The following is a 20,273-nucleotide window of genomic DNA, read 5'->3' on the forward strand; positions in this document are numbered from 1 at the left end:
GATTGCTCGCGAATGACGCATTCCCTGCAACGCAAGGCGGTTGATGATCCCTTTCCTTGAAATCCTGCTGGCGCTGCCGTTCGTGCTCGCGCTGGTGGTGGCGCTGGCGCGCGGCCTTCCGCGCGGCGCCACTGCATGGCTGGCCGGCCTGGCACCGCTGTTGGGCCTGGTGCTGCTGGCATGGATGACGCCCAGTGTGCTGAATGGGTGGGACCTGCGTGCCGACCACGCCTGGATTCCCCAGATCGGCCTGTCGTTCACCCTGCGGCTGGATGGGCTGGCGTGGATGTTCGCCGGGCTGGTGCTGGCGATCGGCGGGCTGGTGGTGGTGTACGCGCGCTACTACCTCAGCCAGAAGGACAGCGCGCCGCGGTTCTTCGCCTCCCTGCTGCTGTTCATGGGTTCGATGCTGGGCGTGGTGCTGGCCGGCAACCTGCTGCTGCTGGTGGTGTTCTGGGAGCTGACGAGCATCAGCTCGTTCCTGCTGATCGGGTTCTGGTCGCATCGTCAGGACGCGCGCGAAGGCGCGCGCATGGCGCTGGCCATCACCGGCGCCGGCGGGCTGGCGCTGCTCGGCGGCGTGCTGCTGCTCGGGCGCATCGTCGGCAGCTACGACCTGGACGTGGTGCTGGCCTCGGGCGACCTGATCCGGGGCAGCGCGCTGTATCCGTGGGCGCTGGCGCTGGTGCTGGCCGGCGTGTTCACCAAGAGCGCGCAGTTCCCCCTGCATTTCTGGCTGCCGCACGCGATGGCGGCGCCCACGCCGGTATCGGCCTACCTGCACTCGGCCACGATGGTGAAGGCGGGCGTGTTCCTGCTGGCGCGCCTGCATCCTGCGCTTGCGGGCACCGACCTGTTCTTCTACGTGGTCAGTACCGTCGGCGCGTTGACCCTGCTGGTAGGCGCCTGGTACGCGATCTTCCAGCACGATCTGAAGGGCTTGCTGGCCTACTCGACCATCTCGCACCTGGGGCTGATCACGCTGCTGTTCGGCATCTCCACGCCGATGGCGGTGGTGGCCGGCGTGTTCCACATCATCAACCACGCCACGTTCAAGGCCTCGCTGTTCATGGCGGCGGGCATCATCGACCACGAGACCGGCACCCGCGACATGCGCCGGCTGGGCAACCTGCGCCACTACATGCCGTGGACCAGTGCGCTGGCGATCATCGCGTCGCTGGCGATGGCGGGCATCCCGCTGCTCAACGGCTTCCTGTCCAAGGAAATGTTCTTCGCCGAAGCGCTGGATATCCCGGGGCATCGCGCGATGCGCGACGCGATCAGCGTGGCGGCGCTGCTGTACGGCGTCTTCGGCGTGGCCTACAGCCTGCGCTTCGTCTACGAGACGTTCTTCGGCGATGGGCCGCGCGCGCTGGAGATGACGCCGCACGAACCGCCGCGCTGGATGAAGATCCCGGTGGAAGTGCTGGTGGTGCTGTGCGTGGCGGTGGGCATGTTCCCGGCATGGACGGTGGCGCCGGTGCTGCATGCGGGCGCCGCCGCGATCCTCGGCGAGGCCATGCCCGACTACAGCCTGGCGGTGTGGCACGGGATCAACAAGCCGCTGCTGATGAGTCTGGCCGGCATCGCGGGCGGGATCGCGCTGTATTTCGGACTGCGGCGCCTGTTCGACCTGCATGCCATCGTGAGGCGCTCGCTGGGGCGCAGGGTGTTCCGCTGGAACATGGAGGCGCTGTACGCGCTGGCCGGCCGGTTCACCGATACCCTGGCCAACGGCAGCCTGCAGCGCAGCCTGCTGTGCCTGGTGCTGGCGGCGGCGGCGGCCGGTGCCGCCCCGTTCGTCGGTGGCGAGGCGTCGCCGCTGCAGTGGCGCGCGCCGCCGCCGATGCCGCTGCTGGGCTGGCTGTTGTGGCTGGTGCTGGTGGTCTGCGCGCTGTGGACGATCCGGCTATACCGGCAGCGGCTGCTGGCGGTGGTCGTGCTGGGCGGTGCCGGCCTGATGGTGAGCCTGGCCTTCGTGTTCCTGTCCGCGCCGGACCTGGCGCTGACCCAGCTGATGGTGGAAATGGTCAGCCTGGTCCTGCTGCTGCTCGGCCTGCACTACCTGCCGCCGCGCGCGCCGCCGGAGCGCACGCCGCGCCGGCGGCTGCGCGACATCGCGGTGGCGCTGGTCGCGGGCACCGGCGTGGGCCTGCTGGCCTACCAGGTGATGACGCGGCCGGGCGATACGATCAGCGGCGAACTGCTGGCGCGTTCGCTGCCCGAAGCCTACGGCGCCAACGTGGTGAACGTGATCCTGGTGGACTTCCGTGGCTTCGATACCTTCGGCGAGATCACCGTGTTCGGCATCGCCGCGCTGATCGTGCACGCGCTGCTGCGGCGTGCGCGCATGGCGCCGGAAAAGGTGATGTCGGGTCCGCCGATCAAGCTGCCGGTTCCCGCGGATCTCGCGCAGATCATGTTCCCGCTGACGCTGACCGTGTCGGTGTTCCTGTTCCTGCGCGGTCACAACGCGCCGGGCGGCGGCTTCATCGCGGGACTGGTGCTGGCGGTGCCGCTGCTGGTGCAGTACGTCATCCAGGGCGCGGCTTCGGTGGAGTCGCGCTTCGGGTTCGACTACGTGCGCTGCGTTGGCGCGGGCCTGATCGTCGCCGGCGTGAGCGGCGTGGCGTCGATGGCCTTCGGTGTGCCGTTCCTGACCAGCGGGCACCTGGACCTGGAGCTCCCGCTGATCGGGACGGTGCCACTGGCCAGCGCCATCGGCTTCGACACCGGCGTGTATCTGGTGGTGTTCGGCGGCGCCATGCTGATCCTCTCGATGATGGGCACCATCCGCCCGTCGCGCACGCGCGTGTCGCACCTGGGGGTGATGGAACCGGGTGAGCGTTCCACCCGCACCGGAGAACTGCGCTGATGGAACTGGCGATGGCAAGCGCGATCGGCATCCTCACCGCCGCGGGCGTGTACCTGCTGCTGCGCGCGCGCAGCTTCGATGTGATCCTCGGACTGACGCTGCTGTCCTATGCGACCAACCTGCTGATCTTTTCCGGCGGACGGTTGGTGCCGGGAAAGCCGCCGGTGCTCCGCGACGGCGTGCCGGCCGACCTGGCGCACTACACCGATCCGTTGCCGCAGGCGCTGGTGTGACCGCCATCGTCATCGCCTTCGCGATGACCGCGGTGACCGTGGTGCTGGCGATCCGCAGCCGCGGCGACAACGACAGCGACCATGTGGACGGCTCCAAGGCCGAGCGCGAATTCCTTGCCAGCGAGCAGCGCCGGCATGAGGAAGCCCGCGACGCCGCGAAGGCCGACGAGGGGGAGCCGCGCGCATGAACCACCTGCCGGCCCTGCCCATCCTGATCCCGCTGTTTGCCGCGTCGATCGCCCTGTTCTTCGAGCATCGCCGGTTCGGCATGGTGCCGCAGCGCATCGTGGCGTGGGCCTCGATCGCGGCGATGCTGGCCGTGACCTGTGTGCTGGTCGGCTCGGCGGCGTCCGGCGAGGTCTCGGTCTACCTGCTGGGCGACTGGCCGGCGCGCCTGGGCATCGTGCTGATGGTGGATCGCCTGTCCGCGCTGATGCTGCTGGTCGGGCTGCTGCTCGGTGCGGCGTGCCTGCTGCATGCCTGCGCGGGCTGGGACCGCCGTGCGCCGCACTTCCATGCGTTCTTCCAGTTCCAGCTGATGGGTTTGAACGGGGCCTTCCTGACGGGCGACATCTTCAACCTGTTCGTGTTCTTCGAAGTGCTGCTGATCTCCTCGTACGGGTTGATGCTGAGCGGCGGCCGCGGCGAGCGCATGCGTGCCGGCCTGCATTACGTCACTTTCAACATCGCGGCATCGACGCTGTTCCTGATCGCGCTAGGCCTGCTGTATGGGCTGTTGGGTTCACTGAACATGGCCGAGCTATCGGTGCGCGTGGCCCAGCTGCCGCCGGACGACGTTGCGCTGGTGCAGGCGGCGGCCGGCCTGCTGTTCGTGGTGTTCTGCGCCAAGGCCGCGCTGCTGCCGATGTATTTCTGGCTGCCGGAAACCTACACGCACGCACCGGCCGCGGTGGCCGGCCTGTTCGCCATCATGACCAAGGTCGGGCTGTACGCGGTGTTGCGGCTGGGCACGCTGAGCTTCGGCGCGTTGGGGCCGCTGGACGGCTTCGCATGGCCAGCGCTGCTGGTGCTGGGCACGGCGACACTCGTGCTGGCATCGCTGGGCGTACTGGCGGCCACGCGGCTGCGCGCGCTGGCGGCCTATCTGGTGCTGGGATCGGCGGCGACGCTGTTCGTCGCGTTCTCGCTGGGAACGGCGGGCACGATGGGCGCGGGGTTGTACTACCTGGTGCACAGCAGTTTCGCCGGTGCGGCGCTGTTCCTGCTGGCCGACCTGATCCGCCGTCGTCGCGGACGCGCCGGTGACCGCAAGGATGTGATCGCGGCATTGCCGGACAAGACCGTACCCGGCCTGCTGTTCCTGGTGGCGGCGGTGTCGCTGGCCGGGCTGCCGCCCTTGTCGGGTTTCATCGGCAAGCTGTTGCTGTTGGAGGCCGTGCCGGCCGGTCCGCGCACGTTCTGGGTGTGGCTGCTGGTGCTGGGTACCAGTTTCATGATGCTGGTCGGATTGGCGCGCGCAGGCACGCGGCTGTTCTGGCGCGTGGCACCGTGGCCGGACGCCGGGCAACACCGGTTGGAAGCCTTCACGCCCGAGCACGAGATGGTGCCCGCGCCCTCGCGCCCCTTGGAGACGGCGGCCATCGTGCTGCTGCTCGCCTATGGCGTGGCGCTGGTGGTGGCGGCCGCCCTGGTGCTGGACTACACGCGCGCCACCGCCTTGCAGCTGCTGTCGCCCGGCGACTACGTGGAGCACGTGCGGGCCGCGCTGCCGATCCTGAGGGAGCCCTGAGCATGGCCGCGACGTGGCGCAAGCGCTGGTTGCCGTCGTTGCCGTTGAGTGTGACGGTGTTCTGCTTCTGGCTGCTGATGAATGACGAGATCAGTGTCGGCCAGGTGGTGATGGCGCTGGTGCTGGCCCTGGTGATCCCGCCGTTCGCGGCGCGGCTGGACCGCGAGTTCGCCCGCATCGGCCGGCTGCGCAGCGTGCCGCGCATGCTGGGCGTGCTGCTGTGGGACATCGTGCAGGCCAACGTCACCGTCGCGCTGCAGGTGCTGGGTCCGGAACGGAAGATTCGGCCGGGTTTCATCTGGGTGCCGCTGGACATCGACAACATCCACGGCATCGCCGCGCTGACCAGCATCATCACGCTGACGCCGGGTACGGTGTCGTCGGCCCTGTCGGACGATCGCCGCCACCTGCTGGTGCACGTACTCAACCTGGACGATGCCGACGACGTGATCCGGCAGATCAAGACGCGCTACGAGGTGCCGCTGATGGAGATCTTCCCATGACCCCGCAGGCCCTAGTGATGTACGCGGTCATCGGCGCGATGCACGTGGTCGGCGTGGCCATGCTGCTGGCGCTGTACCGGCTGGTGCGCGGTCCCAGTGTGCCGGACCGCATCCTCGCCCTGGATACCCTGTATGTCTGCGCGATCGCGCAGCTGATGCTGTTCGGCATGTACCTGGGCACGGCGGTGTACTTCGAAGCGGCGCTGATCATCGCCATGCTGGGCTTCGTGGGCACGGTGGTGCTGAGCAAGTACGTGCTGCGCCGGGACATCGTCGAATGAGCTGGGTCTTCGCCATCCTGCTGGTGCTGCTGCTCGCGGTGGGCAGCTTCTTCATCCTCGTGGGCTCCTTCAGCCTGGTGAAGCTGTCGGAGTTCTTCAAGCGGCTGCACGGACCGACCAAGGCCAGCACGCTGGGCGTGGGCTGCGTGCTGATCGCCTCGGTGGGGTACCACGCGCTCGGCGGCACGGATCCGCAGCCGCGCGAACTGCTGATCACCGCGTTCCTTTTCATCACCGCGCCGATCAGTGCGCACCTGATGGCGAAGGCGGCGCTGTCGCTGCACATGGCCGAGCGTCCGCCGATGTCCGACGGCGAGCCGCCGCAACCGATCGATGCGGTCGACGAAGACGCCCGCCCGGATGCCTGACGCGCCGACGCGCACCGCGCTGGTGTTCGGTGCCAGCGGCCAGATCGGGGAGGCGCTGCTGGCGCGGCTGGCAGGCGCGGGATGGCAGGTGTTCGCGGTGTCGCGTGGGCCGCGTCCACCGGCAGGCGGGGTGACCTGGCTGACCGGCGAGTTCGCCAACGTCGGCGGACTTCCCGAGGCTGTCGACGTGGTCTTCAGCACCGGGCCGCTGGACGGCTTTGCGCAATGGTATGCGCGCGGGCAGGTCGCCACGCGACGCGTGGTCGCGTTCGGTTCCACCAGCCTGGATACGAAGCAGGCGTCGGCCGACGCCTACGAACGCGACATCGTCGCGCGCTTGCGGGCGGCGGAGCGCATCGTCTTCGACACCGCCTCGGCCAACGGGGCGGCGGCGACAGTGCTGCGTCCGACGCTGGTCTATGGCGCGGGACGCGACCAGACGCTGGCACGCATCGCGGCGATGGGGCGACGCATGGGTTTTTTCGTGCTGCCGCGGGGCGCCAACGGAAAGCGTCAGCCGGTGCACGTGGACGACCTGGCGCACGCAGCGTTCGCGGTGGTGGACGCGCCTGCCACGGATGGCAAGGCTTATGCGCTGCCGGGGGGCGAGACGCTCGCCTATCGCGACATGGTCGCGCGCACGCTGGCGGCGCTGGACCCGCCCGCAAGACTCTGGGAGGTGCCGATGCCGGTGTTCAGGACCGCGTTGTGGCTGGCCCGCAAGGCCGGCATGATGCGCGGCCTGACCGATGACGCGGTCGCGCGCATGCGTGAAGACCTGACCTTCGATGCGTCCCCGGCCCTACACGACTTTGGTTATGCGCCGCGTTCTTTCATTCTGGACACGCGGGCGGTCGGTTCGTAGGGTGCAGCTTGCGCCGCTGCTCCCGGGAAAGTCGATGCGATCCCAGGCCAGGCTCCAGCGGGGCAGGTCCGGCCCCTCGCTCAATACTTCCAGCCCATCTTCCGATAGAACTTGCTGAGCACCCACACCGGCCCGATCAGCAGGTAGGTGAGGTCGGTCAGGAAGCTGGGCTTCTTGCCTTCGGTCTTGTGGCCGATGAACTGCGCGATCCAGGCCAGTACGAAGACGGCGATGGCGAGGTAGAGCAGGTTCTGCAGACCCAGCAGCGCTTCCAGCCAGCGCGTCAGCCAGGCCATCGCGATGAAGATGGCCAGCATGCCGAAGCCCAGTGGACGGGACAGTTTGTAGTAGTACATCCAGGCGGCGAACATCGCCAGGGCCGCCCACGCGCCGGACTTGATCCAGGTGCCGAACACCGGGATGCACCACAGCAGCGCCACCACCGTCCACAGGATGGTGGGCACGGCGAAGACATGGATCAGCTGGTTGGTGTCGTTCTGGTGGTCGCCGGAATAGCTGGCGAACCAGCGGTCCACCGGACGTTGCGCGGTCGCGTTCATTCATCCCTCCCGAGGATGGCAATGCGGCAGGGTATGGAGCATACCCCAGCCCGGACAGGACGGGCGGGCCGGCCATCGCAACATCGTAGGAGCGGGCCATGCCCGCGATGCCCTTCGACCAGCGTGCGTAAAAGCATCGCGGGCATGGCGCGCTCCTACCGGGACGGGGTAGCTCAGTCGACCGTGATGCCGGCCAGCTTCTGCAGCGCCTCGGCGTACTTGGCGCGCGTGCGCTCGATGACCTCGGACGGCAGCGACGGACCGGGCGCGGTCTTGTTCCAGTCCAGCGTTTCCAGATAGTCGCGCACAAACTGCTTGTCGTAGCTCGGCGGGCTGGTGCCGACCTCGTACTGGTCCGCGGGCCAGTAGCGCGAGGAATCCGGCGTCAGCATCTCGTCCATGATGTACAGGCGGCCATCCTCGTCCGTGCCGAATTCGAACTTGGTGTCGGCCAGCAGGATGCCGCGTTCGGCCGCGAAATCGGCGGCGAATCGGTAGATGCGCAGGGTGGCGTCGCGCACGCGTTCGGCCAGTTCCGCGCCCACGGTCTTCACCATGGCGTCGAAGTCGATGTTCTCGTCGTGGTCGCCGACGGCGGCCTTGGTCGACGGGGTGAAGATCGGTTCGGCCAGCTTCTCGGCCTGGTGCAGGCCGTCGGGCAGCTCGATGCCGCTGACCTTGCCGGTGCGCTGGTAGTCCTTCCAGCCGCTGCCGATCAGATAGCCGCGGGCGATCGCTTCCACCGGCACGGGCTTGAGCTTCTTCGTCACCACCGCGCGCCTGGCATACAGCGACGAATCCACGCCGGCCGGCAGCACCGACGCGACATCGATGCCGGTCAGGTGGTTGGGCATCAGGTGCGCGGTCTTGGCGAACCAGAAATTGGAGATCTGGCAGAGCATCTCGCCCTTGCCGGGAATCGGGTCGGGCAGCACCACGTCGAACGCGGACAGGCGGTCGGTGGCCACCATCAGCAGGCAGTCGCCCTCGGGCGCATCGGCGGGCAGGCGGTCGCGGGGCAGGTCGAACACGTCGCGGACCTTGCCGCGGTGGCGCAGGGTGAGGCCGGGCAGATCGGATTGGAGCAACGTCGTGGGCACAAACACTCCTTGGGGAGTTCCGGAAACCAGCGAGGCGTACAGCGTCGTGGGGGCGTGCGGCAGGCCGTGCGCCCGTGCCCCGGGTGGCCCTTCACCCGCTGCTGCGGGGCCAGGTACCGGACCGGGCCGCGTAGTGTACGGCGCTTGGGGCCCGCGTGTGCCGTAAAATGACGCGGTTGCCGGAGAAGGCGGGCCGAATGAAGCGCTGGTACGGAAAACTGCTGGGATTCGTGGCCGGTTGGCTGCTGATGCGCCACCCGCTGGGCGGCCTGGTCGGCCTGATCATCGGCCATGCGTTCGACGAGGACTGGTTCCGGCTCAGCCGCGACAACCCGTACCGGGTGTTCGACCTGACCAGCGATGCCAGCGACGCCGAGATCGACCAGGCCTATCGCCGGCTGATCTCCCAGTACCACCCCGACAAGATGGCCGGCGCCGCGGATGATCTTCGCCGCCAGGCCGAACGCAAGGCCGGCGAGATCAATGCCGCCTACGACCGCATCAAGACCCTGCGCAAGCGCAAGTGAGCCCCTCCATGTCGAACTGCATCATCGCCCCGTCCATCCTGTCCGCCGACTTCGCCCGCCTGGGCGAGGAAGTCGACAACGTGCTGAAGGCCGGCGCCGACTGGGTGCACTTCGATGTGATGGACAACCATTACGTGCCCAACCTGACCATCGGCCCGATGGTGTGCAGCGCGCTGCGCAAGCACGGCGTCACCGCGCCGATCGACGTACACCTGATGGTGGAGCCGGTGGACCGCATCGTGCCGGACTTCGCCGAGGCCGGCGCCAGCATCATCAGCTTCCACCCGGAAGCCTCGAAGCACGTGCACCGCACCATCCAGCTGATCAAGTCGCTCGGCTGCAAGGCCGGCCTGGTGCTCAACCCCGGCACGCCGGTCGAGGTGCTGGACTGGGTGCTGCCGGAACTGGACCTGGTGCTGCTGATGTCGGTGAACCCCGGCTTCGGCGGGCAGGCCTTCATCCCGTCGGCGCTGGACAAGCTGCGCGCCGTGCGCGCGATGATCGACAAGACCGGCAAGGACATCCGCCTGGAGATCGACGGCGGCGTGAAGGCCGACAACATCGGCCAGATCGCGGCGGCGGGCGCGGATGCCTTCGTCGCCGGTTCGGCGATCTTCAACGCCCCGGACTATGCGGATGTCAACGCCCGCATGCGCGCCGCGGTCGCAGACGCGCGCGGCGCCTGACAAAGCAGAAGGGCGATGGCTTTCGCCACCGCCCCGGAAGAATTGGAGGCTGATCCTGCCTCCGCCCGTCGTCCCTGCTATGGCCTTCTACGCTACGCGGGATCTGTGACGGACAGATGACGATGGCTGGGCAGTTGTAGGAGCGACGTGAGTCGCGACCGCATGCTGTCGCCGCCAGCGAACCTGTCTACCCGAGAACCCTGGGACTGATGATCCGCGGTCGCGACTCACGTCGCTCCTACAGGAGAGCGGCTATCCTCACGCGTCCCCGAAGGAACCTCCTATGCCCCCACCGCACTGGCGCCTGATCCTCAACGGTAAATCCGCCGGTGACGACGACCTGCGCGCGGCCGTGCAGACCCTGCGCGAGACGGGCATCGCCCTGGACGTGCGCGTCCCCTGGGAAGACGGCGATGCCGAGCGCTATGTCGCCGAGGCCATCGCCGACGGCGTCGATACGGTGATTGCGGCCGGCGGGGACGGCACCTTGAGTGAGGTCGGCGCCCCGCTGGCGCATCGCGACGCGACCGCCGACGCGATGCCCTCGCTGGGACTGGTGCCGCTGGGCACCGCCAACGATTTTGCCACGGCAGCCGGCATCCCCGACGGACCACTGGCGGCGTTGCAGTTGGTCCGCGAGGTAGCGGCCGCGCCGCTCGACCTGTTGCGCATCGACGCCGACGATGGCACCCACTGGTGCGCGAACCTGGCCAGTGGCGGCTTCGGTACCGAAGTGACGGGGGAAACGGACGAGGGGCTGAAGAAGATGCTCGGCGGCCTGGCGGACCTGATCACCGGCATCGCCCGGCTCGGCCGCATCGATCCGCTGCAGGCCCGGCTGCGCGGACCGGACTTCGCGTGGGAGGGCGACCTGATCGCCCTCGGGATCGGCAACGGCCGGCAGGCCGGGGGAGGCCAGGCGCTGTGCCCCGATGCGCTGGTCGACGACGGCCAGCTGGACCTGACGATCGTTCCCGACCTCTCCGGCGATGTCGCGGCCACCGTGGGCACCCTGATCAAGGAGGGCAAGCATGCGGCACTGGACCGGGTGGCGACCCGCATCCGCCTTCCGTGGGTGGAGCTGGCCTCCGACGAACCGCTGACGCTCAATCTGGATGGGGAGCCGGTGGCCTCCCGCCGCTTCCGCGTCGACTGCGTGGCGGGACGCGTGCGGATGCACCTGCCCCTGGCGTGCCCGTTGCGCCTGAAACCATGCGCATAGTGGTCGGTCGGCGGCCGCATCGGGTAGAGTAGGGGCGTGTCCCACCCCACGCGCCCGCTTTCCCAATTTTCCGCACGCCGCAGCTGGCGATGGTGGCCCGTAGCCGTCGCCCGCCCCGCCATCGCGTCCCGGAAGGAAAGCCCGCTTGATCCCGCACGACCCGTTCCAGCAGTTCGCTGCTGAAGGCTTCAACCGCATCCCCGTTGTCCGTGAAGTGCTGTCCGACCTGGACACGCCGCTCTCGGTCTACCTGAAGCTCGCCGACGCGCCGCACACCTACCTGTTCGAATCGGTGGAAGGCGGCGAACGCTTCGGTCGCTACTCCATCATCGGCCTGCCGGTGCGGCGCGTGGTCACCTTCCATGGTCATCGTCTGGAAATCCGTGACCAGGGCCAGCTGGTCGAGGCACGCGAGGTCGAAGACCCATTCGCCGAAGTCGAGGCGCTGCGCGCGGCGTATTCGGTGCCGCGCCTGCCGGACCTGCCGGGGTTCACCGGCGGCTTGGTGGGCTGGTTCGGCTTCGAGTGCATCGGCTACATCGAGCCGCGGCTCGCCACGGGCGACAAGCCGGACGAACTGGGTACGCCCGACATCCTGCTGATGCTGTCGGAGGAAGTCGCGGTCTTCGACAACCTCAAGGGCCGTCTCTATCTGATCGTGCACGCCGATCCACGCGAACCGGGTGCGTGGGAACGGGCGCAGGCGCGGCTGGATGCGCTGACCGCCAAGCTGCGCCAGCCCGGCTTCTATCCCGCGCCGATCACCCGCGACGTGCTGGACGAAAGCCACTTCGTGTCCGGCTTCACCCATGACGGCTTCATCGCCGCGGTGGAGCAGTCGAAGGAATACATACGCGCCGGCGACATCTTCCAGGTGGTGCTGAGCCAGCGCCTGAGCGTGCCGTTCAATGCGCGTCCCGTCGATGTGTACCGCGCGCTGCGCGCGCTGAATCCGTCGCCGTACATGTACTTCCTCGATGTTGGCGACGTGCAGGTGGTGGGTTCGTCGCCGGAGATCCTGGTGCGCCTGGAGCAGGGTGAAGTCACCGTGCGCCCGATCGCCGGCACCCGTCCGCGTGGGAAGACGCACGACGAGGATCTCGGGCTGGAAGCCGAGTTGCTCGCCGATCCGAAAGAACGTGCCGAGCACCTGATGCTGATCGACCTGGGCCGCAACGACACCGGCCGGGTGTCGGAGGCCGGCACGGTGCAGGTGGGCGAGCAGTTCGTCATCGAGCGCTACAGCCACGTCATGCACATCGTCAGCGAAGTCACCGGCAGGCTTCTGCCCGGACTGAGCTATGCCGACGTGCTGCGTGCGACGTTCCCCGCCGGTACGGTCAGCGGCGCGCCTAAGATCCGCGCGCTGGAAGTGATCCGCGAACTGGAGCCGATCAAGCGCAATGTCTACGCCGGCAGCATCGGCTACATCGGCTGGCACGGCGATGCCGACACCGCCATCGCCATCCGCACCGCCGTCATCAAGGACGGCCGTCTGCACGTGCAGGCCGGCGCCGGCATCGTCTACGACTCCGATCCCGAGAAGGAATGGGACGAGACGATGAACAAGGGGCGTGCGCTGTTCCGTGCGGTCGCGGAAGCGGCGAAGGGCCTGTGATGGAGATCGCCACAGACAACGCCAGGATCAGCCTGCGCAACGACTACAGCGAGGGCGCACATCCACGCCTGCTGCAGGCGTTGGCTGTCGCGAGCGCCGAGGTCAACCGGGGCTATGGTCTCGATGTCCACAGCGCACGCGCCGCCGCGCTGATCCGCGACCGCCTGGGTCGCGACGCCGACGTCCATTTCCTGGCCGGCGGCACCCAGACCAACCTCGTTGCGCTGGCGGCTTTCCTCCGGCCGCACGAAGCGGTGATCGCGCCGGCCAGCGGCCATATCGCCATGCACGAGACTGGCGCCATCGAGGCCAGCGGCCACAAGGTGCTGACGGTCGCCACGCCGGACGGCAAGCTGAGTCCGGCGCTGATCCGGCCGTGCGTCGACGGCCACCACGGCGAGCACATGGTGAAGCCGCGGCTGGTCTACATCTCCAACAGCACGGAATGGGGAACCGTCTACAGCGCCGAGGAACTGCAGGCGCTGGGCGGCTTCTGTCGCGATCACGGCCTGCTGCTCTACGTCGACGGCGCGCGTCTTTCCTCGGCGTTGACGACCGAAGGCAATGACGTCGACCTCGCCTTGCTGGCCGGGCAGGCCGATGCGTTCTACATCGGTGGCACCAAGAACGGTGCGTTGCTGGGCGAGGCGCTGGTCATCGTCAATCCGGTCCTGCGCACGGATTTCCGCCACATCATCAAGCAGCGCGGTGCGATGCTGGCCAAGGGCATGGTGGTGGGTGCGCAGTTCGAAGCGCTGTTCGAGGACGGCCTGTACTTCGTGCTGGCCACGCATGCGAACGCCATGGCGGCGCGGCTGCGCGAGATCCTGCAGCGGGCCGGCGTGCCGCTGGCCGTGGACTCGCCCAGCAACCAGGTGTTTCCGGTGCTGCCGGACGCGGTGGTGGAGCGCCTGCGGTCGTTCGTGGAGTTCGAAACCTGGGAGCGGCGAGGCGACGGGACCACGGTGATCCGGCTGATGACGTCGTGGGCGACGCCGGAGTCCGACATCGAAGCGTTCGCGGCGACTTTCTCCGCGCTGTATACAGAGGGTCGGGCCGTTGGTGCCGCCCAGCAGGCACAAGGAGCCTGACCGATGCTGTTGATGATCGACAACTACGACAGCTTCACCTACAACCTCGTGCAGTACCTGCAGTCGCTGGGTGCCGAGGTGAAGGTGGTGCGCAACGATGCGATGACGGTGGACGAGATCGCGAAGCTCGCGCCCGAGCGCATCGTCATCTCGCCCGGCCCGTGCACGCCGAATGAAGCAGGCGTCTCGCTGGAGATCATCGAACGGCTGGGTGCGAACACGCCGATCCTGGGTGTGTGCCTGGGCCATCAGAGCATCGGCCAGGCCTACGGCGGCCACGTCATCCGCGCGGGCCGCATCATGCATGGCAAGACCTCGCGTATCCGTCACGAAGGCAAGGGCGTGTTCGCCGGCCTGCCGGATGCCTACGAGGCCACGCGCTACCACTCGCTGGTGGTGGAGCGCAGCAGCCTGCCGGATGCGCTGGAAGTCACCGCCTGGACCGAGAACGAGGACGGCAGCTTCGAGGAAATCATGGGTCTGCGCCATCGCGAATATCCCGTGGAAGGCGTGCAGTTCCACCCCGAGTCGATCCTGACGGAGCACGGGCACGCGCTGCTGAAGAACTTCCTCGAACGATGACGCAGGGCGGGCCTCGGCCCGCCATCGCCATGCCGGTGGGTCAGGGCCCACCCTACGGAGCCGACATGCCACTGACCCCACAAGAAGCCCTCCAGCGCACCATCGAGCACCGCGAGATCTTCCACGACGAGATGGTCGACCTGATGCGCCAGATCATGCGCGGCGACGTCTCGCCGACCATGACGGCCGCCATCCTGACCGGCTTGCGCGTGAAGAAAGAGACCGTCGGCGAGATCGCCGGCGCCGCCACGGTGATGCGCGAGTTCTCGCGCACCGTCGAAGTCGCCGACCGCACGCATCTGGTCGACATCGTCGGCACCGGCGGCGACGGTTCCCACACCTTCAACATCTCCACATGCTCGATGTTCGTCGCGGCGGCGGCCGGTGCGCGCATCGCCAAGCATGGCAATCGCAGCGTGTCGTCGAAGTCCGGCAGCGCCGACGTGCTGGAAGCGCTGGGCGTCAGCATCGAACTGCAGCCCGAGCAGGTGGCGCAATCCATCGCGCAGACAGGAATCGGCTTCATGTTCGCGCCCATCCATCCCCCCGCGATGAAGGTGGTCGCGCCGGTGCGGCGCGAAATGGGCGTGCGCACCATCTTCAACATCCTTGGTCCGCTGACCAATCCCGCGGGCGCGCCCAGCATCCTGATGGGCGTGTTCCATCCGGACCTCGTCGGCATCCAGGCCCGCGTGCTGCAGGAGCTGGGTGCCGAGCGCGCGCTGGTGGTCTGGGGTCGCGACGGCATGGACGAACTTTCGCTCGGCGCCGGGACATTGGTCGGCGAACTGCGCGACGGCGAAGTGCGGGAATACGAGCTGCACCCGGAAGACTTCGGCATCGCGATGGCCGCCAGCCGCAACCTGCGCGTGGCCGACGCGGCCGAGTCGAAGGCGATGCTGCTGGGCGTGCTGGACAACAAGCCCGGCCCAGCCCGCGAGATCGTGGTGCTGAACGCGGGTGCGGCGCTGTACGTGGCCGGCGTGGCGGAGAGCATCGAGGATGGCATCGCCCGCTCACGCGATGCCATCGCCAGCGGCCGGGCCCTGGAGCGCCTGCAGCAGTTCGTTGCGACCACACAGGCCCTGGGCCTGTCGCATGGGGAGGCATGACATGGCTGCCAGCGGATTCGCTCGCCTACCCAAACCCCCTTATTACGCGGTGATTTTTTCGTCGTTGCGCAACAGCCAGGATGGGGCCGGCTACGGTGCCATGGCTGAGCGGATGGTCGAACTGGCGCAGCGGCAGCCGGGGTTCCTCGGGATGGAATCCACCCGTGGGGCGGATGGTTTCGGCATCACCGTGGCGTACTGGGAAAGCGAGGCCGCGATCCTCGCCTGGCGCCAGCATGCCGAGCACACGGCCGCGCGCGAGCAGGGCCGGCGGGACTGGTACGACCACTTCGAACTGCGGGTCGCCAGGGTCGAGCGGGCCTACGGCTGGGGCCGCGGAACCGCCGAGCGCCGCGGATAGTGCGAAAATACGGGCCCCGTACGGGCGGGATCCGCCTGAGGACTGCATGAGCGACATCCTGACCACCATCCTCGCCCGCAAGGCGGACGAGATCGCCGAGCGCAGCGCCCGCGTCTCGCTGGCCGACCTGCGCGCGCGCGTCGCCGATGCGCCGCCGACGCGCGGCTTCGCCGACGCACTGAACGCGATGATCGCGCAGGGCGATCCGGCGGTGATCGCCGAGGTGAAGAAGGCCAGTCCCTCGAAGGGCGTGATCCGCCCGGACTTCCGCCCTGCCGATATCGCCGTCAGCTACGAGTTCGGCGGCGCGGCCTGCCTGTCGGTGCTGACGGACGTGGACTTCTTCCAGGGCGCGGACGACTATCTGCGCCAGGCGCGTGACGCATGCACGCTGCCGGTGCTGCGCAAGGACTTCACCGTCGATCCGTACCAGGTGTACGAAGCGCGTGCGTTGGGCGCGGACTGCATCCTGCTGATCGTGGCGGCGCTGGACGACGGCCAGCTGGTCGACCTGTCCGGCCTGGCCATGCAGCTGGGCATGGACGTGCTGGTGGAAGTGCACGACATCGACGAACTGGAGCGCGCCCTGCAGGTGCCGGTGCCGCTGGTCGGGATCAACAACCGCAATCTGCGCACCTTCGAGGTCAGTCTGGACACCACGCTGGCGATGAAGGACGCGGTGCCGAAGGACCGGCTGCTGGTCACCGAAAGCGGCATCGTGGTGCCGGAGGATGTCGCCACGATGCGCGACGCGGGCGTGAATGCCTTCCTGGTGGGCGAGACCTTCATGCGCGCCGAAGAACCCGGCGAGGCCCTGCGTCAGCTATTCTTCGCGACATGACGGACGCTCCTTATCCGACGCCGCGTGCCGATGCGCCGGTTGTCGTCTTCGACTTCGACCACACGCTTTACGATGGCGATTCCGGCGGCCATCTGGTCAAGTGGCTGATCCAGCGCAATCCACTGCGCATGATCGCGGCCTTGGCCGCATCCGTCGTGCTGGGGCCGATGGTGGCGTTCCTGCCGACACGGCGTCGCGGCATCTCCGGGTACATCTGGATCGGCACGTTCGGCCTGCACGGTCGGCGCAGCTTCGATGCGCTGATCGACCAGTACGTGGCCATCCATCGCGAGGACGTGCAGCGACGCCTGCTGCCGCATGCGCTGGAGGTGTTCCGCGAGCATCGGGCCACCGGCGACCGCGTCGTCGTCGCGACCGGCGCCCCGCCCGAGCTGGCGCGTGCCATCCTCAGTTTCGTCGCGCACGAGGACGTGCCGGTGATCGGCACGGCCGTCGGCCCGCGCCTGGGCGCGGTCGTGGCCACGCGCCACTGCCACAACGAAGAGAAGATGCGCATGCTGCGCGAGCGAGGCTATGGCGAAATCGCGGTGGCGTACTCCGACAGCAGTGCCGACCTGCCATTGCTGAAGGCGGCACGCGCGCCCGTGGTGGTCAACCCGAAGCCGGCGCGCGTGGACATGTTCAGGCGCGTGCTGCCGCCGGGAACCCCCATCCTCAACTGGGGCTGCAGGGAGCGGGGCGGGGCGGCGGCGTCCTAGGCGCCCGCCGCGTCAGAAGCGCTCGGGCGCGTTCCAGTCCTTGATCAGGTCGGCGAACTCGATCTCCGCAAAGTCTCGGTACTCGCCTGCATCGTAGAATCGGCCGTAACACCCCTTGCAGCTCTCGAACCAGATGTGAGGCTGCAACGGGTCGACCATCCGGATCAGGTCGCGATGGCCCACGCACGCGGGACATTTGATCCGGTCGATCTTGTTGTACTGCTCGCCCTGGACCGGATCGCCGACATCGAGTTCGCCAGCCCGGTCTTTCAGCGTTTCGTGATCCACCATCTCGAACCACAGGCCTCTGCACCCTTCGCAGCGATGAACGTTCGCTTGCGCCATGGCGATCGGTTCCATCGTGCTGTGGCATTTCGGGCATTGCATGAAAAGACCTCGGAAGGCGGGTGAGCAGACCGCTGGATTCTAACCGGGCGCCGGTTTGCCGTGCGAACGGCTGCGATGGCTAGAGTTGCAGGGGTTCCACCGCCACCTTCGGCAACAGCCGCCGGGTGAAGTAGCTCTCTTTGTAGTAGCGCACCTTCCGGCACAGGATCGGATGGGCCAGACCTTCGTAGAGCACGATTTCCTTCTCCGGCCCCATGGCCTTGAGTTCCTGGGGCAACATCAGGGCGCGCTTCTCCAGCACCTCGTTATCCGAGACATTGCGACCCTGTCCATGCGAGCGGGTCCGTGCGCGGCGACGGATCGTCGTATAGCCAAGCATTTCCGAATAGTCGTTGGCGTCCTGCTGCTCGCGGGGCGCATAGATGATCTGCAGCGCGTGATTGGTGATGATGGTGCGCGAAAGCTCCTTGCCGTAGACCGCATCCAGCTGCGCCATCGACTGGATGATGGGCAGCAGCCGCAGGTTGTAGCCGGCCATGTAGGCGACGGCCTTGGAGATGATGTCCACGCGTCCGATCGAGGTGAACTCATCCATCAGCAGCAGGCACTGGTGTTTCAGTGACGCGTCGTTATGCGGCAACGTCTTGGTGTTGACGTTGATCAGCTGGCTGAAGAACAGGTTCACGATCAACCGACTCTCGGCAAGCTTGTTCGGCTGGATGCCGACGTAGATCGTCATCCGACGCCGACGCACGTCGTCGAGGCGGAAATCATCCTCGCTGGTCGCCGCGTCGAGCACCGGATTGAGCCACGGATTCAGTGGCTCCCGGAACGAACCGATGATGGACGCGAACGTCACGTCGGCCTGCGAGAGCAGGCCGGAAAACGCCGTACGGGACTGCTGGCTGAGGAAGGGCGCTTCCACGAGTTTCTGCAGGTAGGGTTTCAGCTCTCCGCCGTCACCGGATGCGAGCCGCAGCACCGCGCCGAGGGTGGGCTTCTCGGTAGTGTCGTCGTGCTCGTGCCGCTCGAACAGATACAGCGCGAACGCCAGAAACGCATTGCGCGCCTGGCTGACCCAGAACTTGTCCTTGTCGTCGCCATCGGGGTAGAGCATCGCGGCGATGCTCTGCAGGTCGGAGACGCGGAAGGCAGGGTCCGGCGACACGTAGGTCATCGGATTCCACCGATGGGTCCGGCGATCTTCCGCGAACGGATTGAACAGGTACACCTCGTGCCCGATCGATTGCCGCCAACCCGAAGTGAGGTCGAAGTTCTCCTGCTTGATGTCGAGCACCACCGCGGATTCGCGATAGTCCAGAAGATTCGGTATCACGACGCCCACGCCCTTGCCCGAACGGGTGGGGGCGGCCAGGATCACGAACTGCTGACCGCGCAAGCGCAGCAGCTTGCCGCTCATCTGGCCCACGACGATGCCGTCGTCCCCGCCGCCAAGGAATCCCTTCCTGCCCAGATCGACCATGCCGGCGAACCTGGCCCGGCCGTGCAGGTTACGGTGACTGCGCAACTTGTAGATCATCACCACCAATGCAGCCCATGCAAGCAGCATCAGTCCGCCGCCGATCGCGCCCGCAGTCTTGATGCGCCAGGCATAAGGCTGTACGCGCGGGTGGTCCAGGTGCCTCAGATAGTCGAAGTAGGTGCTCCATCCGACCTGCCCACCATCCAGGCCGAGGAACAGCAGCGAGAGATAGCCGGCCAGATAGATCGCCGCCAAGAGAGCGGCGATGCCGAGCACGACGCTTGCCAGAATACGCACGTTTCCCAAGAGTCCCCCTGTCACCGATTCCATTCACACGGCCGTGTGCGGCCTTTCGCCCGTCGTCAGCGCTGTCCTGCGGGTTCGCTGCCGTCCGCGGCTGCGCCATCGACCAGCACATACTCCCCGTTCTTCTTCCACCGGCGCAGACCCTCCTCGAGCTTGATGCAGGGCGCGCCATCGCACGCAGTGATCGTCACGTGACGCAGGGCTTCGAGCACCTCCGCATCCACGTACGCGCGCTGAGCGCGCTGCACGTTGTGCCATGACGCATAGCCGGTCCCTGCCACCAACAGCAGGCATGCCACTGCGATAGCCCCCAGCGTACCCGCACCCAGGAAGCGCAGCCGTCTTTCGAGTGCCGCCTGCTCGTGTTGAAGACGATCCGTCACCTGCTTCAGGCGCGCCGTGGTGTCGAGAATCGCCTGCGTCGCAGCGGGCACCTTCTCCGACAGCGCCGAGGAAACGGCAGAACCTGCGTGCTCGACAAGCTCGCGCTTCCCTTCCTCGATCGTCCTTCGTACCACGATCGCTGCGCCCTGAAGATCCTGCGCCGAGGCCTGCTGCGAAGCCGCTGCCTGCTCGCACTTTTCCTTGAGGTGGGCGGCGAGCAGTGCTGCATTGGCGACGAATTCATCCATCTTCGACGAGTCCATATCCATCCCTGTTCGATGTGAAGCGAGGTGATCGACCTTTTTCAGGATGCTGCACAACGTTAGGTACTTCAATATCCAGCTGATGCTGGTCGCACGCATGTCTCAGTCATCTAGGTGAATCCGATTTTCACATTGGATGTGACGCGGTGCGTACTTTCACAATCACCTTCACGTCCATGAGTGAAGTAATGATCG

21 protein-coding genes and 1 pseudogene are annotated in these 20,273 nt (G+C 67.3%); 17 read left to right on the plus strand and 5 right to left on the minus strand.

The window, feature by feature from the left end; translation table 11 throughout:
- Positions 1-43 precede the first annotated feature (43 nt).
- The 7 genes and pseudogenes from CSC76_RS00760 to CSC76_RS00790 all read left to right on the plus strand — a co-directional run bounded on the left by CSC76_RS00760 (position 44) and on the right by CSC76_RS00790 (position 6,875).
- Complete coding sequence (locus CSC76_RS00760) at positions 44-2,875, plus strand: monovalent cation/H+ antiporter subunit A (RefSeq protein WP_162108144.1); 2,832 nt, start codon at positions 44-46, stop codon at positions 2,873-2,875.
- Positions 2,875-3,296, plus strand: a pseudogene (locus CSC76_RS00765) (Na+/H+ antiporter subunit C). The gene CSC76_RS00760 and the pseudogene CSC76_RS00765 overlap by 1 nt, the downstream one beginning before the upstream one ends.
- The gene (locus CSC76_RS00770; RefSeq protein ID WP_162108145.1) at positions 3,293-4,858 is read left to right on the plus strand and encodes a monovalent cation/H+ antiporter subunit D; all 1,566 of its coding nucleotides are present in this window, start codon (positions 3,293-3,295) and stop codon (positions 4,856-4,858) included. The pseudogene CSC76_RS00765 and the gene CSC76_RS00770 overlap by 4 nt, the downstream one beginning before the upstream one ends.
- Before the next feature lie 2 nt (positions 4,859-4,860).
- The gene (locus CSC76_RS00775; RefSeq protein WP_162108146.1) at positions 4,861-5,361 is read left to right on the plus strand and encodes a Na+/H+ antiporter subunit E; all 501 of its coding nucleotides are present in this window, start codon (positions 4,861-4,863) and stop codon (positions 5,359-5,361) included.
- Entirely contained in the window at positions 5,358-5,642 is a 285-nt protein-coding gene (locus CSC76_RS00780) for a K+/H+ antiporter subunit F (protein WP_162108147.1), read from the plus strand. The genes CSC76_RS00775 and CSC76_RS00780 overlap by 4 nt, the downstream gene beginning before the upstream one ends.
- A complete protein-coding gene (locus CSC76_RS00785) occupies positions 5,639-6,010 on the plus strand; it encodes a Na+/H+ antiporter subunit G (protein ID WP_162108148.1) in 372 nt (123 codons plus the stop codon). The genes CSC76_RS00780 and CSC76_RS00785 overlap by 4 nt, the downstream gene beginning before the upstream one ends.
- On the plus strand, positions 6,003-6,875 hold the full coding sequence (locus CSC76_RS00790) for an SDR family oxidoreductase (protein WP_162108149.1): 873 nt from the start codon (positions 6,003-6,005) through the stop codon (positions 6,873-6,875). The genes CSC76_RS00785 and CSC76_RS00790 overlap by 8 nt, the downstream gene beginning before the upstream one ends.
- Before the next feature lie 80 nt (positions 6,876-6,955).
- On the opposite strand, the gene CSC76_RS00795 is transcribed toward CSC76_RS00790, so the two are convergent.
- Positions 6,956-7,435 (minus strand): Mpo1 family 2-hydroxy fatty acid dioxygenase, encoded by a 480-nt coding sequence (locus CSC76_RS00795; protein ID WP_162108150.1) that lies wholly within the window; start codon positions 7,433-7,435, stop codon positions 6,956-6,958.
- Between the two features lie 173 nt (positions 7,436-7,608).
- Positions 7,609-8,535 carry a phosphoribosylaminoimidazolesuccinocarboxamide synthase gene (locus tag CSC76_RS00800; protein WP_162108151.1) on the minus strand — a complete coding sequence of 309 codons (927 nt, stop codon included), beginning with the start codon at positions 8,533-8,535 and terminating at the stop codon, positions 7,609-7,611.
- A 197-nt stretch (positions 8,536-8,732) separates the two neighbouring features.
- Between CSC76_RS00800 and CSC76_RS00805 the strand changes: the two genes are divergently transcribed.
- From CSC76_RS00805 to CSC76_RS00850, 10 genes are all read left to right on the plus strand, one after another.
- Positions 8,733-9,062, plus strand: a complete 330-nt coding sequence (locus CSC76_RS00805) for a J domain-containing protein (protein WP_162108152.1) — start codon at positions 8,733-8,735, stop codon at positions 9,060-9,062.
- Positions 9,063-9,070: 8 nt separating this feature from the next.
- A complete protein-coding gene (gene rpe, locus CSC76_RS00810) occupies positions 9,071-9,748 on the plus strand; it encodes a ribulose-phosphate 3-epimerase (protein ID WP_162108153.1) in 678 nt (225 codons plus the stop codon).
- Between the two features lie 283 nt (positions 9,749-10,031).
- The gene (yegS, locus tag CSC76_RS00815) at positions 10,032-10,970 is read left to right on the plus strand and encodes a lipid kinase YegS (protein WP_162108154.1); all 939 of its coding nucleotides are present in this window, start codon (positions 10,032-10,034) and stop codon (positions 10,968-10,970) included.
- Between the two features lie 145 nt (positions 10,971-11,115).
- Positions 11,116-12,588, plus strand: a complete 1,473-nt coding sequence (gene trpE / locus CSC76_RS00820) for an anthranilate synthase component I (protein WP_162108155.1) — start codon at positions 11,116-11,118, stop codon at positions 12,586-12,588.
- Entirely contained in the window at positions 12,588-13,679 is a 1,092-nt protein-coding gene (locus CSC76_RS00825; protein ID WP_162108156.1) for a threonine aldolase family protein, read from the plus strand. The genes trpE and CSC76_RS00825 overlap by 1 nt, the downstream gene beginning before the upstream one ends.
- A gap of 3 nt (positions 13,680-13,682) precedes the next feature.
- Positions 13,683-14,261 carry an anthranilate synthase component II gene (locus CSC76_RS00830; RefSeq protein ID WP_162108157.1) on the plus strand — a complete coding sequence of 193 codons (579 nt, stop codon included), beginning with the start codon at positions 13,683-13,685 and terminating at the stop codon, positions 14,259-14,261.
- Between the two features lie 65 nt (positions 14,262-14,326).
- The gene (gene trpD, locus CSC76_RS00835; RefSeq protein WP_162108158.1) at positions 14,327-15,373 is read left to right on the plus strand and encodes an anthranilate phosphoribosyltransferase; all 1,047 of its coding nucleotides are present in this window, start codon (positions 14,327-14,329) and stop codon (positions 15,371-15,373) included.
- Between the two features lies 1 nt (position 15,374).
- On the plus strand, positions 15,375-15,734 hold the full coding sequence (locus tag CSC76_RS00840; RefSeq protein ID WP_162108159.1) for an antibiotic biosynthesis monooxygenase family protein: 360 nt from the start codon (positions 15,375-15,377) through the stop codon (positions 15,732-15,734).
- A 46-nt stretch (positions 15,735-15,780) separates the two neighbouring features.
- Positions 15,781-16,575 (plus strand): indole-3-glycerol phosphate synthase TrpC, encoded by a 795-nt coding sequence (gene trpC / locus CSC76_RS00845; protein ID WP_162108160.1) that lies wholly within the window; start codon positions 15,781-15,783, stop codon positions 16,573-16,575.
- Entirely contained in the window at positions 16,572-17,294 is a 723-nt protein-coding gene (locus CSC76_RS00850; RefSeq protein ID WP_162108161.1) for an HAD-IB family phosphatase, read from the plus strand. The genes trpC and CSC76_RS00850 overlap by 4 nt, the downstream gene beginning before the upstream one ends.
- Positions 17,295-17,306: 12 nt before the next feature.
- Here CSC76_RS00850 and CSC76_RS00855 read toward each other — a convergent pair whose 3' ends face one another.
- From CSC76_RS00855 to CSC76_RS00865, 3 genes are all read right to left on the minus strand, one after another.
- Positions 17,307-17,681 carry a zf-TFIIB domain-containing protein gene (locus CSC76_RS00855; protein ID WP_274382076.1) on the minus strand — a complete coding sequence of 125 codons (375 nt, stop codon included), beginning with the start codon at positions 17,679-17,681 and terminating at the stop codon, positions 17,307-17,309.
- Positions 17,682-17,760: 79 nt separating this feature from the next.
- Complete coding sequence (locus tag CSC76_RS00860; RefSeq protein WP_162108163.1) at positions 17,761-19,431, minus strand: type IV secretory system conjugative DNA transfer family protein; 1,671 nt, start codon at positions 19,429-19,431, stop codon at positions 17,761-17,763.
- A 56-nt stretch (positions 19,432-19,487) separates the two neighbouring features.
- Positions 19,488-20,177, minus strand: a complete 690-nt coding sequence (locus CSC76_RS00865; protein ID WP_162108164.1) for a hypothetical protein — start codon at positions 20,175-20,177, stop codon at positions 19,488-19,490.
- Positions 20,178-20,273 lie beyond the last annotated feature (96 nt).

It is taken from the genome of Pseudoxanthomonas mexicana, from assembly GCF_010093385.1.
Lineage (GTDB): Bacteria > Pseudomonadota > Gammaproteobacteria > Xanthomonadales > Xanthomonadaceae > Pseudoxanthomonas_A > Pseudoxanthomonas_A mexicana.